The 20,268-nt window shown below is 62.4% G+C and carries 7 protein-coding genes; all 7 read right to left on the minus strand.

Annotation, left to right across the window (positions count from 1 at the left end; genetic code table 11):
* Positions 1-16: 16 nt before the first annotated feature.
* Positions 17-9,940, minus strand: coding sequence for a hypothetical protein (locus CIT37_RS34090; protein ID WP_152036295.1), 9,924 nt, complete (start codon positions 9,938-9,940; stop codon positions 17-19).
* The gene (locus CIT37_RS34095; protein ID WP_028143546.1) at positions 9,934-12,057 is read right to left on the minus strand and encodes an OmpA family protein; all 2,124 of its coding nucleotides are present in this window, start codon (positions 12,055-12,057) and stop codon (positions 9,934-9,936) included. Before CIT37_RS34095 ends, CIT37_RS34090 begins: the two co-directional genes overlap by 7 nt.
* 197 nt (positions 12,058-12,254) lie before the next feature.
* Positions 12,255-15,617 (minus strand): hypothetical protein, encoded by a 3,363-nt coding sequence (locus tag CIT37_RS34100; protein ID WP_038973107.1) that lies wholly within the window; start codon positions 15,615-15,617, stop codon positions 12,255-12,257.
* Between the two features lie 38 nt (positions 15,618-15,655).
* The gene (locus CIT37_RS34105) at positions 15,656-17,755 is read right to left on the minus strand and encodes a trypsin-like serine peptidase (RefSeq protein ID WP_095425291.1); all 2,100 of its coding nucleotides are present in this window, start codon (positions 17,753-17,755) and stop codon (positions 15,656-15,658) included.
* Between the two features lies 1 nt (position 17,756).
* On the minus strand, positions 17,757-18,917 hold the full coding sequence (locus tag CIT37_RS34110; protein ID WP_080588718.1) for a trypsin-like serine peptidase: 1,161 nt from the start codon (positions 18,915-18,917) through the stop codon (positions 17,757-17,759).
* Between the two features lie 25 nt (positions 18,918-18,942).
* Positions 18,943-19,218, minus strand: coding sequence for a carboxypeptidase-like regulatory domain-containing protein (locus CIT37_RS34115; RefSeq protein WP_157158172.1), 276 nt, complete (start codon positions 19,216-19,218; stop codon positions 18,943-18,945).
* The gene (locus tag CIT37_RS34120) at positions 19,215-20,114 is read right to left on the minus strand and encodes a trypsin-like serine peptidase (protein ID WP_049806740.1); all 900 of its coding nucleotides are present in this window, start codon (positions 20,112-20,114) and stop codon (positions 19,215-19,217) included. Before CIT37_RS34120 ends, CIT37_RS34115 begins: the two co-directional genes overlap by 4 nt.
* Positions 20,115-20,268 lie beyond the last annotated feature (154 nt).

Here is a 20,268-nt window from a genome sequence, read left to right on the forward strand (position 1 = left end):
CGTTAAACCCTTACCGTCAACCAGAAATCAACTTTGCGGGAAGGACGCAGCGCCGGATCCGGATGATCGGCCGGTTCGACGCAGCCTCGAATACACGAAGGTCAAAGACATAATTGCCGCCGGCTGCGGGCCGATAAGACCGGCGCCACGCCGCTACCGATTCGACAAACGGGCCGACCCAGCCCGCCCAGTCCCCGGTCCGAAGTCCGGAGCGCGCAAGGCCCGACACGTGCAGGCCGTCTCCCTTGATATCGACCTCTTCAGCAAGAAGCGGCTCGAAGGTGAGGAGCACATCCAATGAAAGTTCTCCGAGAATCGCGTCGTGGTCGGAAGCACTGCCACCGCGCGGCCCAAGCAGATCCTTCAGCATTGCGGCGAAGTGTTCGCCGAACGAGCGAGCTTGCGACGCCATCTCCACCTCGGCCACGGTGAGTATGGGCACCAGCGGAGCACCCGACGCAACGGTCGGAACCCGATAGACGAATTCCTTGGCGACAGGTTCCCCCCGGATTTCGGCATTACGTGTCAGATCCAGCTCCGTCTGCACGGAGCGATAGGCAAGAATGTCGAGATCCAACGCATCGAGCCGTCTCAGTCGCTTCGCCAGATCCCCCTCATTGAAGATCAGCGGACCGACATCGTCGGTCTTCGGATGGGCGGCGTCGGCCGGACAATAAAGCTCAAAGCTCCCGGGCCCGGGCAGACCGGCGCGGCTCTTATCACGCTTGATGACAAGACGGCGCCGGCTGTCAGCCATGACCTCCTCTGCAACATCGTAAACATCGAGACGCTCGACCAGCGCGGCCTCGGATTCGATAATCTGTTGCGACAATGCGCTTGCGAGGTCTTGCGCGCGTGCCGCGAGGAATTTGGCAGCAGCCTCGCCGGTCGCCTCCCTGCCGAGCTGTCGCAGAACGGGCTCGACCGCCTCGGCAAAGATCGCAAACGCCCTTGCTCGCAGCGCGTCCCGGGTAAGGCCGAGTAATGCTTCCGTGGGCAATGGGCCGGTTCCCGGATTGTAGCGGAGGGTCAATTTGAGTCGATCGCTTCCGCTGCCTTCGTAGCTCCACGTTCGCGAATGCCTCCAAAGCCGCGCATCGCCGATCGTGTTCGCCACCGTGTCTCTAATTGATTCAACCTCGATCGCGGGCGTCCGCGGATACCGCTTTCGCACGATCGGGATGTCCGCATCGGGCAGCTCATAGACCCGTGGTGTCGCGAGCTTGAGCCATGCGGTCGGCCGATAACGCCCCGGATCTCCCGGCACCACGGCCTCGAGTGCGGGTCGCGGCAATCGCTGCACGTGCGTCAGCCGATACCCGGCCGGCGAAGGAACGGTGTTCTTGTCGTAGTTCGGCGTCACGTCGGTTGTGACAAACAAGTGCCGTCTCCCGCTCGCCGGAGCTCCGATCTGCATCGCGGACGGCCGCATCGTGTACGGCACGACGCCGGTGTCACGCGACACGATGCTTCCATAGGCCTGCGGTCGCTTCTCCTCGTCATGCGGGACGGCAGCCTGATCCTCGTAATACGAGATCGTGTCGATTGCATCTGCAGCGGAGAGCCGCATCAGAACCCTGTCCTTCAAAATCGCGTTTGGAACGTTTCCGATGGCCGGCCGGCCATCGAGAACGGGGCGAAGATCTGCGACAAGTGACGCGGCAATCGACGCCTTGGCGATCAGGATCTGCTGCAGAGCGTCGCGGCCTCCTTGCGTGTCGGACAGTCTTTGCACGGCCGGAACATCGAGCACTTCGTCGTACAGCGTAAGCGCACGGGCAGCGGTTGCATCTGCATCGATCCGGTCGAAGCCAACCGACCGCACGGGCTTTTCGTCCCCGAACGTCGGCACGTCGGCAACGAAGCTGTGCAGGCCGGTTGAAATGGGTGGCAGTGCGAGGTCGTGGCGCACGGCGGTGGTGAAATGATTGGCCGGCGGAAGCACGTCTTGCCGCACCAGCCAGATCGCCCGCTCGACCAGCCCCGGGACGCTGCCATACCCCGTTGCGAGCAGGAACTGCGGCGCAAAGTGTGCCATGGAAGCCTCCAGTTCTTCCAGGGTGCGCCCAAAACCGGCGGGGAACGCCACGGTGTTTGCAGGCTTGGCAGAGCCGTCATGGCGCAGCGGCAGCGGCAACGGCACAACCACGCTCTTCACATCGGAAGGCTCAGTGCCATCCAGCCCATCCAGGCTGGTGCGCTCGACCCGAAGCGCCAATGCAAGCTCAGCGAACTCTCCATCCGAAACTTCGACATCAAATCCGAACACGACAGGATCGCGAGACAACAGCCGTTCGGCTTCCGTCCTGACCGTCGTCGCCGGAATTGTCCGCAAGTCTCTCACGCTCGTCATCGCACCGAACGCTGCGCTGGCAGCCTCCATGAACTTCCAGAGCTTCTCGACGTCGGGCCTCGCAAACGCGACCGACCGCTTCAGGGCACGAGTCTGCTCGCTCCCGCCATCGGTCAACGACACGCCGATGTGTTCGTCGCGAAGCTGCAATGCCGCCTGGGCGTAGATGACCCTGGCGCGATCTGACATTTCAATCAGCGCCCGGTACTGGTCGTCGGTCAGGGGGCCTTCACCTTCCGGCACGATTGACGACGCAGAGCGGGGATCAAGCACCATGGCTACGTTGAGCCGGCCGGCAGTGCTGCCAGGCCACCATGCGAGCAGCAGCCCGGGCAAATCGTTCAGCGGGATCAGGCGATCGGAGTATCGGATTTTGACCGGGACGCTCGCGAGCGGCGGCCCCGACCAATCGTTGCCGTAGACGTCGCGCCATTGACCGGCGAGCTGCAGCGTCTTGCCTACGGCAGCATAGGGCGACCTCGCATTCATCAGCTTGGCGAACGGCAGGGCCAGCCGGTAGGTGAGCATCTCCGTCACGCCCTCGTCGTCGGTGTGCCCCACAGCGAGGCTCTCGGATATCGAGACCAGCTCGGCATTGTCATCCCTGACCGAATAGGCGAACATGGAGAAGCGCGCGGCGAACTGGTCCCAAAGCTCCTCGTTGAGACCGGTCGGAACGGCGGGCCGCTCCGGCCGCGTCACGATGATGGGCAAGACCCCGGCCGGAGCGATTGGTTCGCTGAGCTCCGCCCGCGCCAACGGGTTTTCGCTGTCGATCTGGAACGTGAACGAGTGACCATCCAGATAAGCCGCAGGATCGGCCTGGTCGGCAGGAACATCGAATACGACTGCGTTCGCGTATCCCGCGCTCTCCTCGGTCAGGTACAGGATCATCATTAGCTCGATCGGCGGCGTGCTTCCATCACCCTCCGGGCGAGGCGGGAGCTGCTGGATCGAACTGCCAGCCGTCGGCCAGCCGATACTCGTGCCGGCGCGGTTCGTGACGCCCGCGCGCCGCACGATTTCGACAAAAGCCTGAAGCTCGTCGATCGAAGCCACATAGGTCTCCGAGATAGCCGTTTCCGCGGCCAGCTCTGTCGCTCCGAAAGGCCTTGCTTCGGCCGACAGGTCACTCTGCACGACCACGGCCGAAGTCGCTGCACCAACCAGCGGCTCAAGCCCATCCGGCTTGACGTTGTAGAACTCGGCGCGTGCGATCCGTTGCGCGCCGCCGGCCTCCAGGTTGAGGGCATCCAGCCAAACGCGATCGCCTTCGGGCATACCGGCGATCTCGAAGCGATCGAGGACGGCAGCACCCGGGGCCGGTTTCACCAGTTGCAGCCGCAGCGTCACCGCGATGACGGCGTGCGAGCCGATTTTTGCCGCGGCTTCCGGACGCGTCCGCTCGCCGATTCTGAAGGCACGGAGGCCTGGACGACTGAGAAGGCCCTCGCTACGCGTCCTCGCCTGGTGACGAATGACCTCGGCCGGGAACGGGACCAGATGGGCACGGTTGCCACCGAGAACGCGGGGGCGCCCCACGGCGAAGTCGCGCGGCACCGTTCGAAACCTGTCGGCGGCGCTGATGCGCCCGCCAAGGTCGGTAAACAGGTGCGCACTGGCCGCGAACTGGACCAAGGCATCGCTCTCGACGCCGTCGATAGCAAAGGTGAGCGCCCCGCCACGCAGGAACGAATCTCCCGTCTCAATGACGAAGGCCGGCCGCTCAGCCGGGACGGCGGGGCGCCCGAGCGGATGTTGCAGCCAGGCGAGCTGGTAGAGACCATGATGCATTCCGGGCGCAAGGTTCGGAGGCATGACGCCGGCGGGCGGCGAATCCGGGTCGGGGAGCCGCGGTCCATGCAAGAACAGGCGCGTCGCCATTGCGAGAACGCCTGAGCGAACCTCGTCCCGTTCCAGTTCGTCGAGCAGATCGCCCAGCCTGAAGGCATGAGGCGATCCATCCGCACGCGGCGCTGCGGTCCTGATCTTCTCCGCGGCGATGGCACAAAGGCGCGAGATCGAGCCGCGGATGATCAACCCGACATAGTCCTCGAACAGGACCTGCGCGATCGGGAGCCGCTGCGGCTCCGCCTCGGCGCCGACCGACTCGGCAACTCGGGAAGGCACAAGAGCGGCCATCTGACGCTGGAGTTCGGCGTCGATCTTTTCGCGGTAGGCATCGTTGACGACCTGCTTGTCGGCAAGGCGCGTCGTCACCGGCCATTCCGATTCGGCAAAGCCGCTCCGGGTGATCGTCGCGGTGGGCGGAAGCGGGAAGAACACGCCGCCGATTTGCGCGGCACCATCGACCGCGTCCGGCGCACGCGAGATCGTCGCGTCCACATTGGTCCGAAACAGCGCATCGACAAACAGGAAAGACGGTTGGCGCTTCCGACGCTCGGATGCGTGGGCGGTTCCGTCGAAGATCGTGTCGCCCGCAGCAACCCAAAGCGAAATTCTGTCGAGCGTGTCGAACGTGATCTCGTGATCGCGCAAGGCGACACCGGGGCTCCGGTTCGTGGTGTTTGCGATCGTCCAGGCCGCCATCAAGACAGCCAGGCTCGATCCGCCGACGGGATGCCCATCGGCCGTACTATCGGGAATGACGCCGAGAAAAACGGCGTTGGCGCGAACGGACGCGTCGGCTGCCGCTGCGAGCGTCATGTCCGGCATCAGATACACGGGCATCCGCCATGGCCCAAGATCCGGTGCGAGCCGCCAGTCTGCCGGATTGATGTTTTCGGTCCAGGCCGGCGGCTCCTTGAACACCAGAAGCGGCCTGCCGGCTTCGGTCACGACAATCGACTCGGTGCCGGCACGCGGCTGGAACAGGTAGTACTGCGTGTTGCGGTCCGACCCGACGTAGACGGAATAGTCTACGGTCGTCGAGAAGCTGAAATGCAGACTGATCTCGATGGTCTTGCCGAACACCCTGAAGCGGGCGATCACGACCGAAATCCGCACGCTGACACCGGCCTCGATATAGAGGCGAATGCGGTGGTCCGTTTTCATATCGAAGCCGTAAGCAACCCATACGCGAATGGAGACTCCGGCCTTCACGATGCCGAAGTCGACATAGCCGTATATCTCGCCGAGTATGCCGACCTGCCCGCGGATCGCGACGAAGGTGGATGCTGCCTGCGTCCACTGACGCACCTCCGGGCGAGCCGGATCGTGCCAGAGCACGCCATAGCCTCCCTCGATCTCGGCGAACACCGTGACCGAGAGCCCGGCACGAAAGATACCCTTGTTGATCTCCTTGCCGAGGCCGACACGAAACGCCATGCCGACCTCGGTGACGGGCTTGTAGGTCAGAAGGCTATCATCGACGATCAATGCGCCCGATCCGCCGCCCTGGTGAAATCTAGGCTGTGGGATCAACCATGCAGCAGGCCCCGATACGCGGCGGAAGTAGAGCCCGCCAGATCCGATGAACGGGAATACCTGTACGCCGAAGGCGCGTCCATAATCCTTGTTGAAGGGATAACCGAGATCGACGGTGAAACCGCCGTCGGTATAGATCTCAAATGCGATCGTTGGAAGCGTGACACTGACGACGCCGAATTCCAGCTGACGCCAGGCCGGCGGCGCGACGATCTCGATCGAATAGACGCCGAGCTTTTCACTGAGCTTCCGATACAGCACATCCAGCGAGAAGAGATAGTCGCTGGAGCCGGGCGACAGCGTGACACCGAAGCGAATGCCATAGATGTCGTCGTCGCGCATCGCAAGGCCGAGCTCGACGCGATCGGCGAATACTGCGGAGAAGCCGACGGACCAGCCTCGCGACGGGTCGAAGCGGATGTAGTCCCTCTCGATCGCGGTGGATATCTTGTCCAGCGCGGCCGTCTCGTTGTTTCCAGGATCCTGGTCATACGGCGCTTTCGATGTCAGGGCCGTAAAGCGACCGACGACCTCCTTGGTGGTCCTGGGAGGAGGCTGGGTCGCCGGAAGCGGATCGACACGCTGCCCGAGCGCAATCGCCTTCAGATCGAACACGCCAATCTTGCCATCGATGGGCTTGCGGGCGGCGAACCAGCCGATGCCACTCGCGGCCTGTCCGCTCCCCAGCGTTTTGGGGTCCACGAACAGGAACAGGGAGATGCCTGCCTCATCCTTCGGAAACTTGTATCCGAGAATTTCGAGCTGGGCGCCGATCGCATAGAGCAGCTTGATCTGCGATGAAGCGCCGCCCCCCGGCGGCCGGAACTGCTTGTCGAGAATCTTGAACCGTTCGGCCCGCAGCTTGATCACGCCTTCGATGCCGATGTCGAGCTTGCCATCGCTTTCCGGGAATTTGATGCCCAGCGCCCAGCGCGGAGCCCATCCGCCACCCGTCCTCACTCCGTCACTGAAGCCGAACAGCACCGACAGCTTGAATCCCTTCTTCGGCGCCAGCGAGCCGAGGAATCCGAGATCAAGATCGAACTCGAGACCAAAGCGGAAGCCGTCGGTCTCCGGAAAATTTCCGAATCCAAAATAGCCGAGATCGGGAAGTCTCAATCCCTTCCCGAACAGGTTCAGAGCCTTGAACTTCAATGGAAAGGAGGACCAGAATCCGCGGCCGGGCCGCTTGGCGGCGGAGCCGAACTGAAAGCGCAGCCGCCCCGGATTGAAGAACATTCGCAGGGCTCGCTCAATCGCGTGGCCGGGCAGGTTCGGAATCCTGAACCCCGTCGCAATGCCCATGTCGCTGAAATCGAGGGCCTCGATATCGATGACATCAAGCCCGCCCAGGGAGCCAAATTTGACCCTGCCGTCCAGAAGAAAGCGGGAGACGACCGATCTTGCATCCGCCCCGTCGGGTTTCGAATCGTCGGTCACATAAGCAATGCGATTGACGTCGACTATACGGATGATTGCATCTTCATCGCCCTCTTCAGGTGCAACCTGCCCCTCCTTTTTGGCGGCGTATCTGAAGCTTTGCTCGGGGTCGGTCTCATAGGTGTATACTTCACGCGTGGCTCCGCCTTCGCGTATCCGCTCGTAGCGTCCGACCAAAGACAGAATGGAGTCGTGCTTTCTCTGCCAGGCCGTGCTCCCTCTCTTCTCCCATATGTCGCCGAACCCATGGAACAAACGTCCCAGGTAGAAGTCGATCTTGGCTTGAAACGTCGAAATTTCGCCGTTCGCAAAGCTGACGAGCAAGCGCCGGATCTTGAAGCCGTAAGAACCGTCGTGTTCGGGCTCTTCCTCATTTGCTAGGGCAGGTTTGATCGCCGAGCCGTCGTCCCGATAGTCGACCAGACCGGAAAGGCGCGATTTTGTGGACCCGCCCGAATTGCCGATACCCTTGAGTTCGATTGCAACATACTCGCCGCGCAGCCGGTCGAGATCCATGCCGCCGAGCAGACCCTGGACCTGCGCGGGGAGATCGCCGAGCCCCAGATCGCAATTGATGATGAGAACGCCGGCCCAGTTGCCGTCGTTGAGAATGCTCAGCAGTAGCTGGTATTGCCTGGCCGCAGCGGAGTCGGTGGCAGCGGCTTCTGTCTTCGCACGGTTGATGAAGGCCTTAAGGATATCACGCGCATTCGCGGTCGGATCCTCTTTTCCCTCGGGTCCCGGGCGCAGAAACTGATCCCTGCCCGACCAGGATGCCGGGTCATCGGCGAGTTCGATGATACTTCTGCTTTCATATCCCTTGATGATGAAAAGCGTCTCGGGGCGTAGTTTTTGACGGTCCGCGCGCCCTTCTGCGCCCGGAATGCCGACATCGAAAGGCCAGCCCCCGATTGCCAACCGGCTCTCGAGGGAGGTGCCACCTTGCGCCGTCACGTCGGGCATCTTGTTCGCGACCAGGAACAAGCGATTGCGGATCAATGCGTCGGCAACGGCCGGCAGCACCGGCCCCTTCCCTCCGCCCGGGGTCCGGCCGCGAACGGCAAATTGAAACTGCGCCGGCTGCCCCTTGGCGGTGCCAACCGAAACGGCAAAGACGATCGCCGCGATGCGCCCGTCCGGCAGGCGCTCGACCTCGAAGCCGAGCGGCGTCGTCGATCTGCTGATGTCCGGATCGGTTTCGGTCGCGGGCGAACTCTCGGTGACAGTATATCCCTTTGGGGCCGCCAGCTTGCGGCGCTCATGCGCCAGCCTTTCTATGTCGAACGCCTGAGCGGACTTGCGCTTGTCCTGCTGAACGCCGCGCGGCGGCAGGACAGGCACAAAACCCGCCGGAATATTCGCGGCGTCCTGCCTCCCGACCGTCAGCTCGAGCGGCGCATGCTCGAGCACACCGCCATCCATCTTCAGGTTGCGGCCACTGGGTGGCTCGGCGATCATTCGCATGGTGCCGGAGGGATCGCCGCGGTGCACGCTCATCCACGACGTAACGCCGAGGCTGTCACCTTGCGCCGAGAGCGCGGGCGTGTTCGTGGCTGCAGTGCTCTCGGCGGCTTCGGCAAACCCCTCCGGCGGGCGCTTGTCAATCGCGGGGCCGAGGTCGAACGTGACGAATATATCTCCGGACGCTTCAGTTCCGGAAGCTGAAGGCCCCAAAGTCTCGCTGGGCGCAAAACCAGGCAGCAGTCCGAGCAGCGCAAGGTCGAGCGCCGCACCGGCTTCGGTGCCTCCCGCAGGTGGCTTCACCTTTGCCTTGAAGGTCCCGCGCAACGACATCGTGTCGTCGTAGTCACTGGCACCTGCTTCAAGTTTCAGCGGCTGGCGCGTGAATACAAAAACCGGTCCGCGCTGCAGCGCCGGGGTCGGATGTGGCACGACTTCAACGTCGTGCCCGGGCGCTGTCGGGATCGCCAGGACGAGCGCTTCGGTGTCGGAGCGAGGCAATGGCTGGAGAAACGACCGGAGCTGGTCCAGCGGTGCAAACGGATCAAGCGAAAGCACGCATCGACCGCTTCTCGTGCCGGCCTCGCCGCCGTGCAGCACGGCAGCCTCTTCCGTAGAGGTCGCGGGCGATCCATCGTTCCGCTTCAGGTAAGTAAAGCGGTTGACGAGCCCCGCGCCGACGATCTCGTCGATCGACGTCGGCGTCAGGACATCGCTACTCGAGCTGAGGTGACCCTCGCCACGGAAACATCCGATCGCGGAAGCGTCCGTGAGATCGAGCTCCAATTGCATGATGGCGAAGGGCGAGCGGCTTGTGTCCAGTGCGCGCCGTCGACCGAAAACATGTCCGGATCCCTGGGGCGTGAATACCAGACCGATCGGGCCGGCCGAAAGTATCGATCGGTCGAGGTCAAGGACGTATTCCAGCAATCCTGTTGCCGGATCCTCGAGCTGGACCTGGTTAGCGCCGAGCGGAAAGGACCCGCTGCGCCCGCCTTTCAATACGAACAGCGGCACACCGCCGCCGGCGCGACCGAAAGCAATTCGCTCCGCTGTCTGGGCGAGCCCGATTGTTGCCTGCTCGGCCGCCCGATGATCGAGCCATGCAACGATCTCCGAAAGTCCGGCAAACGGTTGCGCTGACGGCAGCACCCAAAAGATGCCGTTGCGAACGACGCTGTCGTCCAAGGTCAACGACGGCTCCGACGCGACATCGTTGATAGGACGAAACAGGATTCTGGGGTTTACAGCATCGTTGGCAAAAATGGACGAAGTTCCACAACGGGAAAATGTCACCATGAAATGCGACTCCCTTCGGTCAACGGCAATCCGAGTAAACGACAATCCTTACGGTCAATAATCAGGGGGGCTGGAAGGCCACCGAGTTCAATCGTCACCGCCTTGCCGAGCCGTGCACCGGGCGGCCATTGATCGGTGGCGTCCTTGATCGGTTCGAAGCAGCCTTTTTGAATATCCGCCGGGAGGACATGTGCAAGGCGTGCTCCCAGCGGCACCTGACGATCCTGCCCGCCGATCTCGATCTTGACGTTCGGCGAATAGGTCAGGCCACCGAGGGCGACCGCACATGCAACCTGATATTCCGGCTTGCAAAGGACCGTTCGGTCGAATGCGGTCGTATGAGCGTCGGCTGTGAACTTGTCCAACGCGGCCAGATCCTGCGCCGCCACGATCAACGTGGCCGGATTTTGAGCGAGCGAGTCAGGCGCCTTGCTGAAATAAATGGCCGGGCTCGGAATAGTCGCTATGGTCTGGACCTGGCGCAAGTTTCTCGGGAGAAAAACCCGCACAACCCCTTGCTGGAGCAAATCCTCAAAGACGACATGGGACGCGAGGGCCCCGAGTTTAAGTGTGGTACCGGCCTCCACTGCAGCCCCGGCGGCGCTCTCGGCCTTGGCATTCTCGGCATTGGCGTTCTCGGCATTGGCGTGCTCCGCCTTGGCGCTCTCGGCCTCGGCACTTTCCGCCCCGAGGCTGCTCGGCCGGTTAAGCCTGCCCGACAACATGTACGCCAAAAACAGGTCAGAGGCGGCGCGCCCGCGCGGCGCGGCCACCTTTCGCGGCCTAGGAACCAATGCGTAGGGATCAATCGGATCGGCCTGGGTGGCCAGATCCAGTGGCGCGCCGGGCTGCATCGTGCGCGACACCGGATCCACGCTGGTCGACTTGAAACGAAGCGACATCGCCGGGTGCAGATCGAAGAAATGGAAATTTCGATCCGCCCGATGCGTGTGTAGCATCATCCCGTCGATCGTCTTCGGCAGGCGCGAAACCACTTCAGATACGATCTGCCCGTTCAGGAGCTTGTGACTCTCGTCAACAAGTTTCGAAGCCGTTCGTCCTGCGGCGATGCTTGCGTAGCAATCGACGATCCGTTCCCAGGGCTTCGTGGCCGGATTCTCCACGGCGGGATTTCCGACGGAAGACGTAAGTTTTTGAGGTAGCGTCGCCAGATGCAGGGCGACGGCCCAGTATCCGGGGATCAGGTATGGCGTGCTCTCGGCCTTGGCGAGCCGAAGGACGATGCGCACCCCGTCGGTCGTGCGCGTTCCGTTGAGGCGGCGAACCGGGACGACCTCGACCGAGCCGGACAAGTTCGGCTCGAACTGGTGAAGAGGGTATTTCGCCGAATCGACGCTGCCGCCAGGTCGAGCGAGCTCGACCCAAGGTGTCGATGGATACTCGAATTCGGCCGGCGGGCGGTTTGCGGGAGCCTCCGACGCAGGCGCCGCGATCGGTGTCCGGCACGCCTTGCTGATCGCGTCAATCTTCAGGTCGCCCTCCGCGAGCGTGACGCGAAACGGACCATACGGCATGCTTCCTTCCGGAAACAGTCGAAGCGCCATATCGTCGGACTCGGGCGACGGAGCCGACGCGTGCGTCAGCGCCGCGGAAAGAATCTCGATCTCGACCCGACGATGGGACGGTTGCGGCGCCGGCTCGCCTGCAGCCTCGGTGGCCGGCCTGGCAGGATCCGCACAAGCGCCGCCTGCTCCTGAATTCGCCTTGGCCTGCCCGCGTCCTTCGATCTCGAGCGCGAGCGGCACGCCCGGCGCGCTTTGTCGCAACAGTGCGGCGATCGTCTGCGCGCGCTGGAACGAAAGCTTCAGGTTTGAATCGTCCCCGCCCTCGCTGTCGGCGAAACCCGAAACGCGGACGAGCAGGCGCGACTTCGACGGCCTGCCACTGTCACGATTCGCCGCGACGAGCAGGGCCCCCAGCTCCTTGATCTCCCGAATGATGGCAGCTGGCCGCTTCTTGTCGGACGACCAGACATGGCCGCTCAACCTGCTCGCACCGCGGGGAAAGCAGATCAGAGGCTCGCGAATGACGATAGTGCCGCCGGTTTCGACAGGACCGCCATTGATGAGCGCCAGTTTCTGATACAGCGCATTCACGCAGGTACCGTGTGCACCGCAGTTGTCTTCACGGACTGCGGCGGACGTTGCACGAGTGGCGGTCGCAAGACAAAGGAGCGTCAACAGAGCCGCGCATGGCCGGCATGGCGCCCGCCGACTCGTTCGGTTGTACCTCATCCCCCACCCCCTTAGAAAGATTGCCCCATCAGCAAATGACTTTCAACGAGTATAAATTCTCAAGCAGTCGGTGACAGCATAGACGTCAGCCAACGTCTCCATCCCTGAAATGCGGCAGCTATCGCAATGAAATCCTGCGCCCGATCGCTGTGGTGGTCGACGATCTCCGCATATGCAGATAAGGCTTCGACGAAACTGCCGGCCTCATCGGCCAGCGAAAGAATGGCGTAGCCATCGAGTGGCCGCCGACTGCGGGCCTGGCGGCCGCCGTTCGCCAGGTATTTGTCGACCGACGACCACCATCCAAGCTTGCTCGGAATCTCTCCTGGAAATGCCCTGGTCAGGGCGTGCCCAGCCGGCTCTATCCAATCGGGATGTGTCCCGGCGAGCGTGTTCAGGACACATCGCGCCGCGGCCTCCGAGCCCGATGCGGCCATCTGTGCGACCAACCCCGCGAATTCGCGCGTGAACTTTGGGTCGGCGATCACCGCGTTGCCCGGAATCGCGGACGAGCCCTTCAGCAAGGTCCTCATGCCGGAGACTAGCTCCGGAAAATTGGGCTGCAATTGGGAAGCGACGGCTTCAAATGACTTTCCGAACTCCTGCAACATCCGCGCCCCGATCGTGGAGAAAACGGCGTTGAAATCGAGCTTTCGCAAAATCGGTCGCGCCGTATCCGTTTCATGGAAAGCGAGCACGCGCAATGCGCCGCTCGTGGTCGCGGCCGCCGGCACCTTTTGTCCACTCCTGCACATCGCTCCGACTGCATCGAGGATGCGAGCTTTTCGCTCCAGAACGACCGAGCCGGCAACGAAGTCATCCGCATGCACGATGCACGCTGCATAGTCCCAGGCTGCATCGCCCAATCCGGTCGGGAACGATACGAGCTTCCAGTCGGCCATGCCGGACTGCAGCAGGACGGGAATGGCCTGCGGGTCGCGTGCCCCAAGACGCAAGCAGAAGCGCAACGGCCCGCCGGCAGCTTCATCGGCCATGCGCGCGGCATCGAAGTCGCCGTCGCCAAGCGCAGCGAACGCAGGCGCCAGCGGTCCGGAGGTCGTGCCTCGATTGAGCCACTCCCGCAGCTCGTCCCAGTTCCCCGAACGATACTGGGTTTCGCAGACCATCCCGACGAGCGCAGGATTGTGCGCGCCCCTCTGCAGATCGTCCAACACGGAGGAAAGCCCGACGACCGCTCCCCGCTGCAGAAGACGCCTGCCGAAAGCCACCAGCAACGAGGACGCCACCCTAGGCGGCAACGTTCTGAGCGCCTCCGCAGAGACCGCCCGTCCGAGCCTGACCTTGAGGTAGACTTGCGCCGCCCCCGTCAGGTCGTCGACGGCACTGGCCAGGAGGGCTCCCACCTCTGGCCTCCAATAGGAATCCGCCTCCTCGATTCTCTCCTCGCCGCTCAACAGCAGATGGTAGATCGCTTCCGCGCGCATGTCGGTGCTGCTGTTGGCCCGGGCGCGGAAGAATTTCGTGGCTCGCAAATTGGCGTTGTCGAACCGCCGGCGATCCTGCCGGCGCATCAGGTCGAGCATCGCAAGCCTTACATCGCTTCGGTGCCGCAGGCACTCGCCGGTGCGGGTCACAAGCCAGCGCTCGGATTCAAGCCGCCGCAACAGCTCCATCGCTTCGTCCGTTGACAGCGCATCGGCTTTTTCGACGAGGCCGCTGGCCGGGGCCATAACCTCGCGGATGACGTCGGTGGTGACGGCGCGCACGACCAGCCCGGGCACCGCGAGCTGCCGTACCTGCGGGTCGTTGATGTGATTGACCATCCGGTTGATCAGGATGCCCGTAATGCGCCTGCTCGTCACCAGGTCTGCGCCGGCATCACTGTCATCGTCTCCGGCCGACTCCTGCGCATCCCCTGACTCGCGGTCAGATGCCTCGACTTCCCGAATGATCTCGTCCAGGAGAGACGCACGCTCCGCTTGGTCCCTGCTCTTGAGCCAGTTCATGACGATTGCGACATCGAGAGGACTGCCCCGCAGCAGCTTGGCAAGAGCTGTGATCTGCGAACTCGCGATTCCGATGGCATCGCTTTGGTTGCGCCGGCGGATGAGTTCGACAGTGGCCGCGAGTGGAAGCGGCCCGAGCTTGATGGGCGGGTGACTAGTCGTGATCTCCGGCGCGCCGGCGCGGCCTGCTACAACGACCCGCAAATTCTCCCAGCTCCCCCCCGATCTCGCGCCCGTCGGCGGCGTCGGTGCGCGCAGCGTTGCGATTAGATCTGAGATACCTTTCACCGCCTGCTGGTCGTACTGAACCACTTCGAATGTGTCGAAGACGAGCAGTACCGGCGCCCGACCCTCGTTGATCGATTCGATGATCGACCTCAGCTCGAAGCAATATGCATTGAGCTGCGATCGCGTCGTATCTTCGAGCAGCCGCTGCGACGGATTGTTGGCCAGCAGATCGATTGCACCGCGCAAATCGGCTCGGAATTTGGCCAGCGGCGCTTCCAGCCCGGGAAACCACGTGGAGAATTGGAGGGCAATGTCGATGAGGATCTGCAGCGGCTGGCGCGGTGCCAGCGCGGCGCGATCGAAATCGAGATAGGCGAAGGGTAGATCGACGCCCGGAAACAAGGCATGGTCGAGAATGAATTTTCCGATCAGACTTGACTTGCCCATGCCGCCGATGCCGCTGATGATCAGCGGCTCGTTGGCTGCGTCGCTGAAGGTTATTCTCTGCCACAAGCTCCGAATGGCTCGACTTGCATATTGCCTGAGCTCTTCGGGCGGCACGATTCCAACATATGCGCGCAGCGTCTCGATCTGCTTTTCACGGCCGACGATGCGGTCTCTGCTGCCGTCCGCGCCATCCTGCTCCGTCCGCCCAACCAGGACTCTCAAGGGCTCCAACAATTCGCGTTTGGCGATTTGCCTGCGGACATCTGCCGTTGGCGGCACCGCCGCGAAGTCGGTCCCGGCGAGCCAGCCGGACACGACCATCAACTGATCGAGCTCCGAGGCCGTGGCGGCGTCTAGCTCGGGCAAATCACCCTTTATGACCCGGCGGAGCATGGCGCCCTCCAGATCGTCGCTGTCCGCAGGTATGTCGATCGCGGACTTCAGCGTGTTGGACGCGTTGGCATCCAGCAGCACCTGCCGACGGACGCTGGGCTTGAGTTGCCACATGGGCGTCCCGCTCCGCGGCACCAGTTCGGATTGGGCAAGCAACGCACGAAGATCCGGACTTTCGTCCTTGTCGGGCGAGAAGCCGATACTGTTGGGAAGGAAGTAGCCGCGGGTGGCGGCGGCCAGCAGCTGCTGTGACGCGAGGTCACCAGGGAAAGCCGTCTCGGTCTTGCCCGACACGGAATTCGCAGCGTCCCGCACCACGCTCAAATCGCTATCGAGCTTTGCCGTATCGATACCGGCTGCTCGCAATCGCGCGACGATGTCAGCCATTGAAGACGTGCTATCCGGTGCCGCCATGCCATTCACCTCTATTGCATGACCTTGATTGCCTTCAGCGCTGGGACCACACCGCCAGCCAACGTCTTCAGCCTGAGCCCAGGATCGGCCAAATCCGGCAACGTGGCCTTCGAATATTCGTAGAGCGCTGCAACCGTATCATCGTTGTAGCGGCCGTCCGCGCCAGCGGCAGAAACTGCTGCCCGAATGCAGCTCTTCCAGGCTTCGATGCCAATCGTGTCGTAAGCGACGACATCGTGCTTGTACTGACTTGTATATTCGCGCACAAAATCGGGAATATGACCGATTAGCAGCCAACGCATCGATTTCAAGCCCGGTCCCAACACCTGCTGCGTGTCCGTGACACCGATCATCCCCGCGATGAGTTCCTTCAGCCCTCCGTCAGGCGGCGACTTGTGGATGTCATCGATGACGATCCAAACGAGTTCGCGCAATACCAGTTCCTGACCTGCCGCCGGCCCCGCCGTTCTGTCGATCACGGTTTCGCTCACGGTAAGTCCAGCGTTTTTGGCGCGATCCTCCAACAGCCGACCGAACCAGGCCGGCAGATCGTTTGCCCACCAGCGGGTACGTTGCCGCTCGTCCGTAGGTTTTTCCGGCATACCCCTCATTTCGCCGAGATCGATGCGGCGGCCGAGTTCCAGGAGAAAATCCTCCGGCCTGTCGGATTTAAATTCCTTCATTTCCTCGGCGGAGAATTCGACCACGATCGCGGGCCGACGTCGCGCAATGGCGCGCAGGATTCGGGTGGAAAAGCTCTTGCCGGACTTTCCAGGCACACCAGATGCGTTCTGCTCGCTGACGACCAGAACCCGCTGCACCGCATGCGAATCGAACATCGCGAATGCGGCTTCCTTGAAATCCACCCTTCCTAGCACAGGCTCGGGCTTCTGGCGATCATCGGACAACGACCACAGCCCGTCGTTGGTCCCGAAAACGGCGGATGATTCCAGCAGAAGGCCTGGTTTCTCCACCGAAAGCCGGGCGATCACCTGATTTATAAACACACCCTGATTGCAGAGACTGGTGGGCCTGTTCGGATAGGCTGACGGGTGCCCCGCATTGTGAAACCCGACGATATCCGGCGTTGCGTCGAAGCAAGGTGATCCGGAGGAGCCTCCGTTCGTGTTGGTCGAATAAAACAATCGGGTCGAGGGATCGGGATCGCTGTCGACAAAGTCCCCCTTATCGAACATCTGGGGACCGGCGGAGGGATGCTGCAGAAGCGCGATTGCACTGCCAGGACGCGGCGGGCGCACCGGGGCGCCCAAACGCTGCCATCCGCGAAGCTTGCCTCCGCCTCCGCCAATGGATTCGGCACCGATCCGCTCGGCCAGACGAATGATTGCGCAGTCGAGGCGCTGGTCAATCGGCGGCGGGCCGAAAAGGTGGGTCCGTCCGTCATCCGGATGCTTCATGCTCGACCATTCGAGCCAACGGCTGGCTGGCGGATTTTCCCGAGGAGTCACGAGCCTGACCACGCGCAGACCACTCGGCGGGGCTGCGACGGCGAAGGCGCCGACGGGCGCCCAGTAGTCGAACACGAAAGCTAGGCTCTGCTCCGCTCCCGCCAGCGCAACATCCCCGGCCGGGCCGGGGACCAGGAAGCGCTCGACGACGTGACGCGCCGTCAGAACGAGATCTGCCCCGATGAGGAAACCGGTCCCCTTGAAGCCCGGCTCGTACGGATCGTCGATCCAGATCGCACACACACGGTAACGGGCGGCCTCCATTCCTTCAAAGAACGTCTTCGAAACCAGGAAGGGCTGAACCTTGTTGTTCAGGCTCTGGAGGTTAGCCTGATCGGCCACTCCGTCCGCATTCACGGCAATCTGGTCCGAGAGGATTCCGCGAAGCACGGCATTGGTCTGACTGCGACTGATGAGCTCGACACAAAACCGTTCGAGCCATCCCTGGCTGGCCAAGTGCGGTACCAGCGCTTCCGTCAAGACGACCTTGTTGCCCGGATCCTGTGGCGCAAGACGCTCGATATAGTTCTTGCGATCGCTCGGCTGCGTGTCGGGCGGCAGGATCGCGTCGACCGCCGCCGTTATCACCGCCCACGAGGCGTAGAGATTCAAGACTTTCGGTAAAATCGCCTGCGTCGGCATTTTAGATACCCCACTCCCCCGTCTGGCTTCGGACGATCGCAGGGTGATCGGCTATCGCCGACAGGAGCACGGCTTCGTTGCGCGCTCCGGGGCGGCCAAAATAATGCAGTCCCACAACCTTCGACGATGCGAAATCCACCAGCGGACTGCCGGAGGACCCATTGGTCGTCGAACAGTCGTGGGCCAGTACATCCGTGCCGAGAAGCTCCAGCACGCAACCCGGAGAAAAGCGCTTGGTGCCGTCGAGCTCACCGAAAACTTTGAATACGTTCTGATCGTCCGCGAGGTCCTTGATCGGGTGCCCTGCGACGAAAACATTCCGTTTCGCCCATCCGTTGGACTGTGCCTTCAGATCCATCACGATCGGTGACGGCATGCCGCCTGCCGCGTCCGCCGTCGGCGGCTTCAGCCGGAAAATCGCGAGATCCGGTTTGTCACCGCCCTCGACATAAAGCACCTCGTCGAGGGCGAACCGCGAATGCTTCGAGCCTCCCTTCTCGAAGCGGAAATCTACGACGCATGGCCGATCGGTCCGCAACCGCCATCCCTGGCGCACGTCGGTGGCCGCCAGCGCAGCGTTCTGTCGGGCCACCGCACCGGCGACATGCGCATTGGTCACCAGCGTGTTCCTGCCAATCAACCACCCGGTCGCAACAGGAACGAACGGCTCAGCGCTTCCGACCATGATGCAGCCAACCCGAGCGCAGATGTCCAGGATCGCGTTCTGTGCCGTATTGATATACGCAACCCAGAAGTCGTCTTTCGCAGTCGCCGCACTGGTGTCGGGCGCATCGCCCTCGACGAACCAGGCTGGCCGCCCAATGACTTGGATCACGGCCTCCAGATTCGCCAATTGCCCTGCGTTGAGATCGCGATGGCTGACGTGACCGCCGGCGAGCGAGGCGGCAAGGTCGAGTCCTTCCCGTGCGGTCTTGTTGGCAACCGCGCGAGCGAGCTCCGTCGCGCCGGGAGACGCCGCTTTGAGATTCCATTCGATGCGCTGCTCAACCTCCTGCAACGACGGTGACTTCGGCGCGACTGACTCCAATCCGCCGGCTTCTCGCGGCGCCGCCGCTGGTCCGAGCCCCAGCTTCTTGATCTCTTTGATGACTCGTTCGGCGCGTTCCTCAGTGGACTCCGGGAAGCGGGCTCGACTTATCATGGCGTCTCTCCGCAGGGGACCGTCATCAGGGCGGATCGATTGTTACGTCATAGGTCTTGTCCGGCTCCGCTCCGACATTGATGTCTACGGAGCGGCTCTCGCCAGAGGCGGTGAAGATGCGCAGCCGAACCTCTCCGGTTGGAAGCCCGATCTGGGCATGCCCGTCCGCATCCGTTTGATACATCAGTTCCGGCACCGGACCGCTTGCCTGCTCGACCGCGATCCGGGCACCGGCAAGCGGCTGCCCATCGCGGAGGGTCACATGAATGAAGCACCGGCTGCGCGGCACGGAAGCTGTCAAGCCGAGGCGGCCTGCAACCACTCCTTCACCGTCAACACGATCTCCGGCGAAAGTCGCGGTCCGGAATTCGCCGTCACGCCGAGACTGGGCGCCGTGCCACCTATTCCATAAGCGTGCACCGCAACGGCAACAGCTTCGCTGGTCGCCGACGCCTGGACCCAGACAGGCGAGCCACTCTGGCCTCCGTACGTATCGACGTCGTAATAGATGCGGTGTGCGGACGTCCGAAGCACCCTGTTCTGGTGGAAGTACTGGTTTCGCCCGTTGTCGAGATCACCCGGATAGCCCGAAATGTTGACGAGAGCGTTCTCCAGCTCGGCATCCGTCTGCGACGCGATCTTGAAATAGCCGACCTCCTCGCCCAGCGGCTCCGCCAGCTGAATGCAACCGATGTCATGATCGGGATCGGCCGAGTTGATCCATTGCTGAAGCGCAAAGAACTTCGTTGCGGTCACGGTCCTGAAGGGAGATACGCCTGCGTCCTGCCCCGGCGAGACCTCGATCGAACCAATCCAGCCGTTGAAATCCGACGGGCTGTAGACGCAGTGTCCTGCGGTCAGCAGGGTCTTGGGGCCGATAAACCACCCCGTCCCGATATACGAAGATGTCTGTGGCGGCCGAGGCTTCAATTTCAGCCCGGCAATCTTGCGCCACGGCGGGGCCTTTGTATTGGTAATTCTGACGCGGTCGTCGGTGCCCAGCACTGTTTCGTTGCCGACCCGCACGCCCTTCGGTTTTATCTTGACATCCGATTTTCCAAAGACAAGCAGATCCTGCTGCGATTCGCCCTTGGACTCGGCGCTGCCATCACTGCCGGCAGTTTCGATGACGGGCGCAATGGGTTGATTTTCGGTGGGCGGCAAGGCCGCTGACGACGACCAGGGCAACGCATTCATGCCAAATCCTCCTCAAAAAATAAATCAAGAGATTACGGCTACATCCTAGTTGCGTCAGAATTTTCTGCAACCAAAATCGGATCTTCGTTCCCGTCTCGCCATCGACGACGGGATCTTTTAAGGTCAGGAGCTATTCCATATTGAACGATGAGCT

The sequence above is a fragment of the Bradyrhizobium ottawaense genome, from assembly GCF_002278135.3.
Classification (GTDB): Bacteria; Pseudomonadota; Alphaproteobacteria; order Rhizobiales; family Xanthobacteraceae; genus Bradyrhizobium; species Bradyrhizobium ottawaense.